This window comes from Methylobacterium sp. J-030, from assembly GCF_022829545.1.
Classification (GTDB): Bacteria; Pseudomonadota; Alphaproteobacteria; order Rhizobiales; family Beijerinckiaceae; genus Methylobacterium.
On sequence record NZ_JAKSYM010000371.1, the window covers coordinates 35,758 to 48,345 of the forward strand.

General features: G+C 69.3%; 12 protein-coding genes. 5 read left to right on the forward strand and 7 right to left on the reverse strand.

Annotation, left to right across the window (positions count from 1 at the left end; genetic code table 11):
* Positions 1–239: 239 nt before the first annotated feature.
* Positions 240–1,046: a response regulator gene (locus tag MKK75_RS30065; RefSeq protein WP_160532649.1), complete on the reverse strand. Its 807-nt coding sequence runs from the start codon at positions 1,044–1,046 to the stop codon at positions 240–242.
* 174 nt (positions 1,047–1,220) lie between these two features.
* Between MKK75_RS30065 and MKK75_RS30070 the strand changes: the two genes are divergently transcribed.
* A complete protein-coding gene (locus MKK75_RS30070) occupies positions 1,221–1,553 on the forward strand; it encodes a NepR family anti-sigma factor (RefSeq protein WP_244046149.1) in 333 nt (110 codons plus the stop codon).
* A gap of 114 nt (positions 1,554–1,667) precedes the next feature.
* Here the strand turns inward: MKK75_RS30070 and MKK75_RS30075 are convergent, their stop codons facing one another.
* Positions 1,668–1,844 (reverse strand): DUF1328 domain-containing protein, encoded by a 177-nt coding sequence (locus MKK75_RS30075; RefSeq protein WP_003599466.1) that lies wholly within the window; start codon positions 1,842–1,844, stop codon positions 1,668–1,670.
* A gap of 206 nt (positions 1,845–2,050) precedes the next feature.
* On the opposite strand from MKK75_RS30075, the gene MKK75_RS30080 reads away from it, so the two are divergent.
* Entirely contained in the window at positions 2,051–2,221 is a 171-nt protein-coding gene (locus MKK75_RS30080; protein WP_244046150.1) for a hypothetical protein, read from the forward strand.
* A 137-nt stretch (positions 2,222–2,358) separates the two neighbouring features.
* Positions 2,359–3,279, forward strand: a complete 921-nt coding sequence (locus MKK75_RS30085) for an MBL fold metallo-hydrolase (protein WP_244046151.1) — start codon at positions 2,359–2,361, stop codon at positions 3,277–3,279.
* Between the two features lie 10 nt (positions 3,280–3,289).
* On the opposite strand, the gene MKK75_RS30090 is transcribed toward MKK75_RS30085, so the two are convergent.
* Both MKK75_RS30090 and MKK75_RS30095 read right to left on the reverse strand, forming a co-directional pair.
* Entirely contained in the window at positions 3,290–4,069 is a 780-nt protein-coding gene (locus MKK75_RS30090) for a DUF1499 domain-containing protein (protein ID WP_244046218.1), read from the reverse strand.
* Positions 4,070–4,154: 85 nt separating this feature from the next.
* Complete coding sequence (locus MKK75_RS30095) at positions 4,155–6,002, reverse strand: AsmA-like C-terminal region-containing protein (protein ID WP_244046152.1); 1,848 nt, start codon at positions 6,000–6,002, stop codon at positions 4,155–4,157.
* A gap of 314 nt (positions 6,003–6,316) precedes the next feature.
* Here MKK75_RS30095 and MKK75_RS30100 point away from each other — a divergent pair, with 314 nt between their 5' ends.
* Together MKK75_RS30100 and MKK75_RS30105 are read left to right on the forward strand one after the other, a co-directional pair.
* Entirely contained in the window at positions 6,317–7,057 is a 741-nt protein-coding gene (locus tag MKK75_RS30100; RefSeq protein WP_244046153.1) for a CoA transferase subunit A, read from the forward strand.
* Positions 7,058–7,077: 20 nt separating this feature from the next.
* Positions 7,078–7,740, forward strand: a complete 663-nt coding sequence (locus MKK75_RS30105) for a 3-oxoacid CoA-transferase subunit B (protein ID WP_244046154.1) — start codon at positions 7,078–7,080, stop codon at positions 7,738–7,740.
* Positions 7,741–7,830: 90 nt separating this feature from the next.
* Here MKK75_RS30105 and MKK75_RS30110 read toward each other — a convergent pair whose 3' ends face one another.
* The 3 genes from MKK75_RS30110 to MKK75_RS30120 form a co-directional block, all read right to left on the reverse strand.
* Positions 7,831–8,517 carry a metal ABC transporter permease gene (locus MKK75_RS30110; RefSeq protein ID WP_244046155.1) on the reverse strand — a complete coding sequence of 229 codons (687 nt, stop codon included), beginning with the start codon at positions 8,515–8,517 and terminating at the stop codon, positions 7,831–7,833.
* 164 nt (positions 8,518–8,681) lie between these two features.
* The gene (gene acnA, locus MKK75_RS30115; RefSeq protein ID WP_244046156.1) at positions 8,682–11,381 is read right to left on the reverse strand and encodes an aconitate hydratase AcnA; all 2,700 of its coding nucleotides are present in this window, start codon (positions 11,379–11,381) and stop codon (positions 8,682–8,684) included.
* Between the two features lie 330 nt (positions 11,382–11,711).
* Positions 11,712–12,503 carry a CDC27 family protein gene (locus MKK75_RS30120; RefSeq protein ID WP_409567632.1) on the reverse strand — a complete coding sequence of 264 codons (792 nt, stop codon included), beginning with the start codon at positions 12,501–12,503 and terminating at the stop codon, positions 11,712–11,714.
* Between the last annotated feature and the right edge of the window lie 85 nt (positions 12,504–12,588).

Genomic DNA, 12,588 nt, shown 5'->3' on the forward strand with positions numbered 1-12,588 from the left:
TTTTGGAACCTCCCGGGGCGGCAGCCGTTCTACCAGCACCCGGCCACCTGGTCCTCCCCGCATTCCCCTTGTGCATCGGCCGGAACCTCGTCGACGGGCTGGAGCTTCCTCCGGCCCGTTTTTTTGTGCGCGCTTCGCACCCCGGCAGGGCAACAAAAAAACCCCGGCTCGCGCCGGGGCTGGTGACATCGCCTGTCCGTCAGCCGGCGCGACGATCCGCGCCGGCATCCCTGTGAGGTTTACGCCGTCTTTGCCTCGCGCCGACGGGCCGTCTGCTGGAAGAACAGCGCTTGGCTGATCACCGCGGAGACGTTCGCAGGCTGGAACGGCTTGGCGATGAGGAAGGCCGGCTCCGGCCGCTCGCCGGTGAGGAAGCGCTCCGGGTAGGCGGTGATGAAGATCACCGGAACCTCAAAGGTCTTCAGCAGGTCGTTGACCGCGTCGAGCCCGGATGATCCGTCGGCGAGCTGGATGTCGGCCAGGATCAGGCCGGGGCGCTTGCCGCCCTCGCCGGCGATCTTGATCGCCTCGGTCCGGGTCCGCGCCACGCCGATGACGTTGTGCCCCAGGCCCTCGACCAGCGCCTCCAGATCCATGGCGATCAGCGGCTCGTCCTCGATGATGAGGATCTCGGTCGCCATGTCGGCGGCGAGTTCGCGGCCGGCTTCGTCCACGAGGTCGCGGACCTCGGAGACGTCGACACCCAGGATGATCGCCGCGTCCTCCTCGGAGAATCCCTCCAGGCAGGAGAGCAGGAACGCCTGCCGCGGCAGCGGCGTGATCTGGCCGAGGCGGACCTCCGCGGGCAGATCGTGCTGAACCTGCTCGCTGCGGCCGTTCACCGAGAGCGAATTCCAGATCCGGGTGAAGACCCGGAACAGGTCGGCCTTGATGTTGGTGCTCCGGCCCAGCGTGTCCGGCTCGTTGACGAGGGTCTCCAGGGTAGCGGCGACATACGCGTCACCCGCCACTTGGCTCCCCGTGAGCGCGCGCGCGTAGCGGCGCAGGTACGGCAGATGCTGTACCACGAGTTGCGATGTCGACATTCGATCCCCTGTGCCTCGCCGTGTTGCCCGACCACGTCCCTTCGGTCCATACCCGAAGACATGTCGGGGCCGGCATTGTGTCCTGCGCAGCTTACCGCCCAACGCGGAGGCCGGCACTCCGTTCCACGCTCGCAGCGGAACCGATCCCAGCGCGCAGGCGTTGCAGCCGCAGCCATGGCGTATGTCGAGCCGCAGCACAATGTGGCCGGGCCAAGTTCGGCAACAAGGGGCGTGTGGATGGTGGATCAGGGGAAGGAAGCAGGTCTTCACGTGCTTGGAGCGCACGGGAGTACTGCTTCGGATCACCGGACGCATGACCAAGACGGGACCGCCGGGCAGCCGGGCCGCGCAGCCTCGCGCGGGGGCCTCAGCGAGCAGACCCGCAACCGCCTCGCCCTGCAGTTGCGCGCCCTGTACGACACCGTCACCAAGCAACCTGTGCCCGACCGGTTTGCCGAGCTCATCGCGAAGCTCGACAGCGGCGAACGCGGCAAGTCCTCGAAGTGATGGCTTAAGTATCGGCGCGGATTTGGGAACAAAAAAAGCCGCCGCTGGGTGCGACGGCTTTATTGGCATCGCGCCGCCAGCCCCACGAGAGGGCTGGCTGCTATCGAAGACCCGTCAGAGAGTCGGCGAGCGACCCCGCATCAGGCCAATCACGGCCGAGATCGCGAACAGGACAATCGCCACGAAGAACACCAACTTGGCGGCTTCCATTGCCGTGCCGGCAATGCCACCGAAGCCGAGCAGCGCAGCCACGAGGGCAACGACGAGGAAAGTTACGGCCCAACCGAGCATCGATCGTATCCTTCGAAAGTATCGGCGCGGGCGAGCCGCGTCGTTCTGAACACGAAAACGCCAAGGTTCTGCTCTGGTTCCGCCGCGTTGTCGAAGTCCGATGTGGACTGCGTGGGCGGGTTGCCCGGGCGCGACGATGGAGTACGGAACGGGATAGGGTCGGTAGCGTTCGAAGATAGGTCCTCACGTTCGATTCGGGATCCGTGATGCTGCAATCTGCCAAGAACGTCGTCCGGGTGAAGGTGGCCGCGCTGCGGGCCCGCGTGGTGGCCGCCAGCGATGCCCTGCGTGCCGCCGCGATCGGGCTCGTTCCGGGCCCCGCTCCCGTGCTCGTACCGGTCCGTGTGCGTAACCGCCGGTCCGATCGGATCGGCTGACCGCGCACGGGGCAGGCAGGGCTGCCCGAGACGAACCTGGCTCGCCGGGCGGGGACATCCCTGAGATCGCGGCGCCGCACTGTTGCAACGTCCCCGGGAGCGGTTCAAGAACCGCCGGACCGATCGGCGGGGCAGCGATGGCGGACACGGACGAGAGCAGCCTGACCCTCGATCCATCGATGCCGGCACCCGGGCGGCTGGAACCAGTCGCTCCGCTGATCCGGCGGCGGGTCGCACCGAATGGCGGCCCATTCACGGCGACGGGAACCTGCACCTACGTGATCGGAACGGGTCAGGTCGCGATCCTCGATCCCGGCCCGGACGATCCGGCCCATATCGACGCGCTGCTGGACGACCTCGCCGGCGAACGGATTGCGGCGATCGTCGTCACGCACACCCACCGGGACCATTCGCCGGGCGCACGGCGCCTCGCGGCGCGCACCGGGGCACCGATCGTCGGTTGCGGCCCGCATCGGGCGGCGCGGGCCCTGGCCGAAGGCGAGGTTCCGCTGCTCGATGCCAGCGCCGATCGCGCCCATGCCCCGGACCGCGTCATGATGGAGGGGGACGTCGTCTCGGGTCCCGGATGGACGCTGGCGGCGGTGGAGACCCCCGGCCATACCATGAACCACCTCGCCTTCGCGCTGCCGGAGGCGCGAGCCCTGTTCTCGGGCGATCACGTCATGGCGTGGTCGACCACCATCGTGGCCCCGCCCGATGGCGCGATGCAGGCCTACATGGCCTCCCTCGACAAGCTGCGCCGACGCGACGAGACGATTTACTGGCCGGCCCACGGCGGTCCGGTCCGCGAACCGGCGCGGTTCCTCCGGGGCTTGGCGTGTCATCGGCGCCAGCGCGAGGCCGCGATCCGCGCGCGGCTCGCCATCGGCGACACCGGCATCGCGCAGATCGTCGCGGCGATCTACCAGGGTCTCGATCCGCGCCTGCGCGGCGCGGCGGCGTTGTCGGTCTTCGCCCATCTGGAGGATCTGGTCGGGCGCGGACTGGTGGCGACCGACGGGGCGCCACGCCTCGACGGCACCTTCATGCCGGCCTGAGCCGCTCGGATCACTTCATCGCGAGGGCGAGGTTGGCGACATCGTCGAGGTAGGTGCGAATCCGGTCGGCGTTGCCGCCGAAATCGCGCCCGCCGATCCGGGAGGCCGAGCGCACGTCGACCCGCGCGCCGTCAGCGCGGGGGCGGATGCGGACGGTCACGTCGTCGGGCAGGTTGAGGACGAGGCCGCGCGCCACGGCCTCGATCCGGCCGTTGCCGGTGCGGCCGCCCGGCCGGATCGCCTCGACGATCTGCCAGTGACGCTTGAGCGCGGCCTGGCGGGCCAGCTCGAACGCCTCGTCGGCGCCGATATCGAGGGTCAGCGGCGCGATCTGCGGATAGGCGCCCCGCTGGCGCTCGCGCAAGGCGGGACCCGGATCGGGGGGATAGCGCCCGCCGCGGGCCGCGAAGGCCGCGCGCGAGCGCGAGAAGGCCGGCGGATTGTCGATGTCGGTGGTGACGTCCGACAGGGCGGGCAGCCGCAGGCCGCGCAGGCCCCGGTAGGCGGGATAGCCCAGCACCAGCAGCGCCAGGATCAGTCCGCCCAGGGCGGCGCCGAGCCCGCGCGCGCCCTCGCGCCACACCCGCACGAAGGCGAACACGGACGCCGCAATCGCCGCCAGCGCGACGCTGAGTCCGGCCAGGAGAGCAACGAGCGCGGCATCCGTGTCGGCCCGCGGATCCCGCACCAGGATCAGGGCGATCCCGGTGGCGACGACGGAGAACACGGCGAGGTAGAGGGCCAGCGGCCCCGCGCGGGTGACGGGTTCCTCGATGAGCAGGCGGCGCATGGCACTCATGGACGGGCTTCGCGCCGCGATCCTAGAGCTTGGCCGCCCGCGACGCCATCGCGATCCCAGACTCGAGGGCGCCGAGTCATGGCGCGTGAGCGCGGGCATTCACCGGCAGGCCCTGCGCCCCGGCGGTCAGAGCCTGCGAAACAGGGGGGCCGAAGGCTTCCGGCGCCGCCTCCCCCGCGGCGGTCGGGTCCGGGACTTCGACGTGGGCGGCGGTCCGGGCGGCCAGGGCCGTCCAGGGACCTGAAACCTCGAACAGGAGCCCGCGGGACGGATCAGCCGGGCTGCGCAGGGCGAGACTGCCGCGGATATCGAGCCGCCGCTCCGGGACGGATACGTGCCCGTGCACGCTCGCGCCGACGCCCGGCCCCAGCAGACCCGCCTCGACGAACTCGCCGATGCCGTCGGCAAACCGCAGGCTGACGGCGGCGCGCTCGATCGCCGTGCGCCCATTGCGCCGGGCGAGCGACCCGGCGGCCACGGCGCCGTTGCGGTGAACGACATCGATGAGGTCGAGCCCGGTGATCGCTCCGCCCGCCATGCTGAGCGCCACCCGTCCGCCGAGGCGCGCGAGCAGCGTGACGGTATCGGGTGCGCGCGCCTCGAAATTGAATTGCCCCTGCGTCGGGCCGACCAGCCAGCGCGATCCGCCGATCCCGCCCAGCAGCCCCCCGAGATCGACGCGGTCGAGGCTTCCCTGAAGACGCATCTCCGTCTCGGCCGGATCGGTACCGCTGGCGAGCGTCACACGCCCCTTGATCAGGCCATCCTCGACCCGCGCCCGATTGACCGCGATTTCCAGGGCCGCATCCCGCACCAGGACGCTCGCCGCCAGATCCTGAACCTGTATCAATCCGACCTGACCCGCCGCCGCCGACAGGCGCAGGTCGAGATCGCCGCGAGTCACCGGCGCCAAGGCCAGCGGCACGGGCTCATGCCCGAACAGCCGCGCGGCATCGTCCACCAGGGGGGCGAGATTGAGCGCTTCGGCGGCGAGCGTCGCCTGTACCGAGAGGCGGGGCGCGGGGCCGGGACCGAGCACAACGGCACCCGCGCCTTCCAGCACGTTCTGGCCGAGCCCGAGGCGCAGGCGCGTCCAGGATACGGATCGATCCGCCGTCTCGAACAAACCAGCGAGCGAGAAGGCCCCGGCGAGCGGCGAGAGAGGCACGTTCAGGCCGACCCAGGCCAAGCTGTCCGGCAGCGACCGGGTTTCGACGCGCATCTGCCCGGCCAAGATGGGCCAGGCCGCGCCCGACACGGCCGTCACCACGGTACCGTCGACCGTTAGGCTGCCTTCCGGCCACGTCACCGCGCCGGTGATCGGGCTGCGCCGACCGAGCGCGACATCGTTCGGGCGGACATGCGCCAGCGTGATCCCTGTCGGCACGCCCCGCCATGTCAGGCGCGCAGTGCCCTCGGCCGACGCGCTCCAGGCCGGCCACGAGACATCGAGGTCGATGTCCCGGGCCGTGCCATCCCCGGCGATGCGCGCGCCGCTCACGGTGAGCCGCGTGGGATGTGCCGTCGCGCCGGAGCGCGCCCGCTCGGCGAGGCGCGCGCGGATGCCGCTCCAGTCGTCGGCACGCCCGGACAGGACGCCCCCTGCGAGATGCAGACCGCCGGCCGCGGCGCGGCCGGCCAGGAGACTGATGGGATCGAGGTCGATACCGAGGCGGCCCTCGTCCACCAGGGGTGGCCCGGCGCGGTCACCGGTGATGCGCACGCGTTCGAACGTGAGCTTGGGCAGCGGCAGCGGCGTCAGAGTGGCCGGACCCCGGACGGTCAGGGCGAGGCCGTAATCGTTGAGGGCGCGATCCGCGAAGGCCTGAGCCTGGCCGCTGTCGACCGGCCAATCGTGCAGGCCGAGCCCGACGGCAGTCAGACAGAACAGTGCGAGGAGGATAATCGGGCGACGCAGCGACATCTTGCTCTGAACGGGACCGCGGATGCGGCCGAAGCCGGGTACCGCGCCGGCCCCCCGAGCCGCCGCGACCCGACAGGGACTGCATGTCGAGGTGGCTTTTTAGCGTCCGCGGCAGGATTTGTCTGCTGTGCTTGAGCGGGCGTCCACCTCGGCGCGCGAGACCGACGTTACGGATCGCCCTGGAGCGTACTGGCTTGAGCGGCGCAGCACTGGATTTCACGCCCGGAATCGGGAAAGCAGGCGCTGAGGAAACGCGCGCTTCGCGGATGGGGCCCGGGTGCGGCCGGTCTCGTCCGGCGTGGAAAGGAAGTTCGATGAAGAAGGTCCACTCGGATGCCGCAGCGGCGCTCGCCGGCCTCCTGCACGACGACATGATGGTGATGTGCGGCGGCTTCGGCCTGTGCGGCATCCCGGACGCGCTGATCGAGGCGGTCCGCCTCTCGGGCGTCAAGGGTCTCACGGTCGTGTCGAACAATGCCGGCATCGACGGCGTCGGCCTCGGCAAGCTCCTCGACACGCGGCAGGTCGCCAAGATGATCTCGTCCTATGTCGGCGAGAACAAGGAATTCGCCCGCCAGTATCTCGGCGGCGAGCTCGAGATCGAGTTCAACCCGCAGGGGACGCTGGCCGAGCGGATCCGCGCGGGCGGCGCCGGTATCCCGGCCTTCTTCACCAAGACCGGCGTCGGCACCAAGGTTGCCGAGGGCAAGGAGGTGCGGGAGTTCGACGGCGAGCACTACGTGATGGAGCGCGGCCTGTTCGCCGACCTCGCCCTGGTCCACGCCCATACCGGCGACACCGAGGGGAACCTGCGCTACCGGATGACCGCGCGCAACTTCAACCCGATGATGGCCACCGCCGCCAGGATGACGGTGGCGCAGGTGGAGCACCTCGTGAAGCCGGGCGAGATCGACCCGGACACGATCCACACGCCGGGCATCTTCGTGAAGCGCATCATCGACGTGGGCGTGCGCGACAAGCGCATCGAGCAGCGCACGACGCGCAAGCGCGGCGACAGCACCCCGGCCGCGGCGGCCGGCGGCGGCACCCACTGATCGAGGGAGAGGAGACCCCCATGGCCTGGACCCGCGAGCAGATGGCGGCGCGTGCCGCCAAGGAGCTGGAAGACGGCTTCTACGTGAATCTCGGCATCGGCATCCCAACGCTGGTGTCGAACTACATCCCCGAGGGCATGTCGGTGCAGCTCCAGTCGGAGAACGGCATGCTCGGCATGGGTCCCTTCCCCTACGAGGGCGAGGAGGATCCGGACCTGATCAACGCCGGCAAGCAGACGATCACCGCGCTGCCGACGACGAGCTACTTCTCCTCGTCCGATTCCTTCGGGATGATCCGCGGCGGGCACATCAACCTGTCGATCCTCGGTGCCATGCAGGTGGCCGGCAACGGCGACCTCGCCAACTGGATGATCCCCGGCAAGATGGTGAAGGGGATGGGCGGCGCCATGGACCTCGTGGCGGGCGTGAAGCGCGTCGTCGTGGTGATGGAGCACGTCGCCAAGAACAAGGACGGCACCGAGAGCCCGAAGCTGCTCAAGGCCTGCGACCTGCCGCTCACCGGCACCCAGGTGGTCGATCTCGTGATCACCGATCTCGGCGTGTTCGCGATCGACAAGAAGGGCGACGGCGGCATGAAGCTGATCGAGCTCGCCGACGGCGTCACCGAGGAGGAGATCCGTGGCAAGACCGAAGCGGATTATACGGTTGCTCTGAAAGCCTGACACGCAAGGGCCCGGCGAGCGTTCGCGCCGGGCCCTTTTCTCGAATGCGCGCGGTCCGCGGACGAGGATCGTCGCGCGGGCCGTTTCGTCTTACATCGGCGGGGTCAGGCCGTCCTTGCCGACCGCCACGAGCTTGCCCTCGGCCTTCGCGCCGTCCTTGGCGACCACGGCGAAGACCTTGGAACCGGGCTTCAGAATCGCCTTGTCGGCGGGCTCGAAGGCGACGATCGGCGCCGAGGACGGCACCACGATCTCCTTGGAGCCGTCCTTGCCGTAGCTCACCGTCAGGGTGCGCTCGCCGCCCGAGGCTGCCTTGTCGGCCTTCACGGTGCCGTTGGTCATCGCGCTCTTGACCTTCGGGGCGTTCGAGGTCTCGGCCTTCACGGTGCCGTTAGTCATGGAACTCTTCACCTTCGATCCGGCGCCTGCCGTCTGGTCGGTGATCGAATCCCAGCCGTAATGGCCTTCGCCGGTGCCGCGCATCGACTCGGGGAACAGGACCACCTCCAGGGCGGTCATCGGGTTCTCACCCTTGGTGGCGGTGCCGATGAAGACGCCATCCTTGATCTGGTCGAGGCTCGACGGGACCACCCAGGCGAACTTAGCGCCGCTCACGTCGACGGTCTCGGACTTGCCGTCGTCGGTCTTGATCGTGACCGTGCTGCCGTCGGCCTTGTCGATGGTGCCGCGGACGCGCTCGACCTGGGCGGCGAAAGCCGCGCTCGACAGGAGGGCCGTCAGGCCGGCGGCGGCGAGGGTCTTGCTGAGGTTCTTCATCGGTGTCCCATCCTGGCTTCAGGAGCCGGGTTATGGGGTTCGGCGCGCGCAAAACAAGGTTGTGCGCAAGGCAAAGCACACGATGTGACCCACGAAAAAAGGCGGCGCCGGGTGGGCGCTGCCTCGGAACGATCGGGCGGCCCTCAGGCCGCCCGTCGCGATGCTCAGGCCGCGAGCGAGCGCAGCACGTAAGGAAGGATGCCGCCGTTGCGGAAATATTCCAGCTCGTCGAGCGTATCGATGCGGCAGGTCAGCGGGACCTGCTTCACCGAGCCGTCGGCGGACTTGATCTCCGCGGTCAGCGTCTGGCGCGGCTTCAGCTCGCCGGCCAGCCCCTTGATGGTGACGGTCTCGTCGCCCTTCAGGCCCAGCGACTGCCAGGACGTGTCGCCCTGGAACACCAGCGGCACCACGCCCATGCCGACGAGGTTCGAGCGGTGGATCCGCTCGAAGCTCTCGGCCACCACGGCGCGGACGCCGAGCAGCTTCGTGCCCTTCGCCGCCCAGTCGCGCGACGAGCCGGTGCCGTATTCCTTGCCGGCGAAGATGACGAGCGGCGTGCTCTGCTCGGCGTATTTCTGCGCCGCGTCGTAGATGAACATCTTCTCGCCGGACGGCTGGAACAGCGTCCACCCGCCCTCGACCACGGTGCCGGTCTCGTCCCGCACCATCTGGTTCTTGATGCGGATGTTGGCGAAGGTGCCCCGCATCATCACCTCGTGGTTGCCGCGACGCGTGCCGTACTGGTTGAAGTCCTGCACGCGCACCTGATGCGACTGCAGGTACGCACCGGCCGGTGAGGCCGCGCGGATGTTGCCCGCGGGCGAGATGTGGTCGGTGGTGATCGAGTCGAGGAACAGGCCGAGGATCCGGGCATCCGCGATGTCCTCCACCGGCTTCGGGGTCTTCTCCATGCCGACGAAGTAGGGCGGGTTCTGCACGTAGGTGGAGCCCGGGTTCCACGCGAAGGTCTCGGCCTCGGTGACCTCGACGTCCTTCCAGTTCTGGTCGCCGCCGAACACGTCGGCGTAGCGGGACTTGAACAGCGCCGAGGTGATGTTCTCCTCGATGAACTGCTGCACCTCGGCCGAGGACGGCCAGATGTCCTTGAGGTAGACCGGCTTGCCATCCGACCCCTGACCCAGCGGCTCGGTGGTGATGTCGATCTGGAGCGAGCCGGCGAGCGCATAGGCGACGACCAGCGGCGGCGAGGCGAGGTAGTTCGCCCGCACGTCGGGGTTCACGCGGCCCTCGAAGTTGCGGTTGCCCGAGAGCACCGCGGCGGCGACCACGTCGTTGTCGTTGATCGCCTTCGAAATCGCCTCCGGCAGCGGCCCGGAATTGCCGATGCAGGTGGTGCAGCCGAAGCCAACGAGGTTGAAGCCCAACGCGTCCAAGGGCTCCTGCAGCCCCGACTTCTCCAGGTACTCGCCCACCACCTGCGATCCGGGCGCCAGAGAGGTCTTCACCCACGGCTTGGAGCGCAGTCCCTTGGCGACGGCGTTGCGGGCGAGCAGCCCCGCGCCGATCATCACCGAGGGGTTCGACGTGTTGGTGCAGCTCGTGATCGCAGCGATCACCACGTCGCCGTGCCCGATGTCGAAGTTCGTGCCCTCGACGGGGTAGCGGCGCGCGAGGTCGGCGGCCTTCTTGAACTCGGTCTCCATCGAGGCGGCGAAACCGGGTTTCGCGCCGTCGAGCAGCACCCGGTCCTGCGGGCGCTTCGGGCCGGCGAGCGAGGGCCTGACCTCGCCCATGTCGAGTTCCAGCGTGTCGGTGAAGACCGGGTCGGGCGTGCTGGCGTCGCGCCACATGCCCTGCGCCTTGGCGTAGGCCTCGACCAGGGCGATCCGGTCGTCGGCCCGGCCGGTGACCTTCAGGAAGTCGATGGTCTTCTGGTCGACCGGGAAGAAGCCGCAGGTCGCGCCGTATTCGGGGGCCATGTTGGAGATCGTGGCCCGGTCGGCGACCGCCATGTCGTCGAGGCCGGGGCCGTAGAACTCCACGAACTTGCCGACCACGCCCTTCTTGCGCAGCATCTGGGTGACGGTGAGCACGAGGTCGGTGGCGGTGGTGCCCTCGGGCAGCTTACCCGACAGCTTGAAGCCCACGACCTCAGGGATCAGCATCGAGAGCGGCTGGCCGAGCATCGCTGCCTCGGCCTCGATGCCGCCGACGCCCCAACCGAGAACCGCCATGCCGTTGACCATGGTGGTGTGCGAATCGGTGCCGACCAGGGAATCCGGGTAGGCCACGTCGGACCCGTCCTCGGCCTTCGTCCAGACGGTCTGCGACAGGTATTCCAGATTCACCTGGTGGCAGATGCCGGTGCCCGGGGGAACGACGGAAAAGTTGTCGAAGGCCGATTGGCCCCACTTCAGGAAGGTGTAGCGCTCGCCGTTGCGCTGGTATTCCAGGGCGACGTTGTCGGCCAGCGCCTTCGGGGTGCCGAACTCGTCGACGATCACCGAGTGGTCGATGACGAGATCGACCGGCACCAGCGGATTGATCTTCTGCGGGTCGCCGCCGAGCGCCACCATGGCGTCGCGCATCGCGGCGAGATCGACCACCGCCGGCACGCCGGTGAAGTCCTGCATCAGCACGCGGGCGGGGCGGAACGCGATCTCGACCTCGGCCTTGCCCTTCTGCTCGAGCCAGCCGACCGCGGCCGCGATGTCGGCCTTCTTGACCGAGCGGTCATCCTCGTAGCGCAGCAGGTTCTCCAGGATCACCTTCATCGAGAAGGGCAGTGCGGCTGCGGAGGCGAGGCCGTTCTTCTCGGCCTCGGGGATGGAATAGTAGGTGTAGGTCTTGCCACCGGCTTGGAGCGTCTGGCGGGCCTTGAAGCTGTCGAGTGAGGGCACGGCTGGTTCTATCCTCGCTGCGGGTTGTCGAACACGCACAGGCAAGACCTGCGCTACGAAGTTGTGTTCGGCCTGTGTAGCGCCCAACGGGCGCGCGCCGCCCCGGGAGTGCCCGGGCAGGAGACGATGCGCGGGGGCGATTTGGACGCCCGTGGAGCCGCGCGGCGCAGCCAAGCGAGGATATAGAACTTTTCGAATCTGGCCGCTACCGGGTCGCGATGACAGGTGCGTTTTCCTGTCGGGGACGCAGTGGCGCAGGTAGGCACGCGCGCTCCCCTCCCCCGCAGAGGAGGGAGGGAAAGACGCAGCGCCCTACCCCTACCCCTACCCCTACCCCGGCACCCCGACTTTCGACAGGGCCTTGAGCCGATTCGGCTCGGCGGCGAGCTTGCGCAGGGAGGCGACGTTGGCGGCGGCCTCGGCCGGGCTCATGTCCCGGCGCAGGATCGCCTCGGCATCGGCGGTGCGGCCCTTCAGCCCCAGCACCAGGGCAAGATTCGCCCGCACCCGCGCATCGGCTCCGGGCTGGTCGACGGCAAGCCGCAGGGTCTGCTCGGCCTGATCGAGGTTGCGCGAGAGGGCGTAGGACAGGCCCAGATTGGACAGGAGCGAGGGCTCGTTCGGACGGATCTTGAGGGCGGCCTCGTAGAAGCCCTGCGCCCGCACCTGATCGCCGAGTTGCGCCGAGGCCGAGCCCTGCGCCGACAGGATGCGCCAATCGGGCGCGGCCGGGGAATGGGCGTTGGCCAAAACGTCGATCGCCTCCCGGTAGCGGCCGACCTCGACCAGCGACTTTCCGTAGGCACCGAGCAGGAACGTGTCCTTCGGGTTGCGCAGGGCCGCCTGCTGCAGCACCGCCGAGGCTTGGCTGATCTGGTCGTTGGCCCGGAGCGCCCTCGCATAGGCGACCGCCGCGCGACCGTCGCCCGGATTGGCGTTGAAGCGCTCGGCCAAGGCCTCGACGTCCTGGCGCGTGGTGCCCGGGCGGTTCCCGATCGAGCCGGTGGTCTCGGGGCCGGAGGTGTTGCACCCGGCGAGCCCCAGCGCCAGCAGGGCCGCCGCCAGCGCGGCGCGGCGTCCAGCCGAAACCTCAGGGCGGGCGATCCGGATCAGGGCGGTCATCATGGTACGCGGCGCCTCCGGGCGGGCGGAGGGCGCGGGCCTGTGCTTCACCCCTCCGGCCGGCCGGTGATAGAGCGTTAACCCT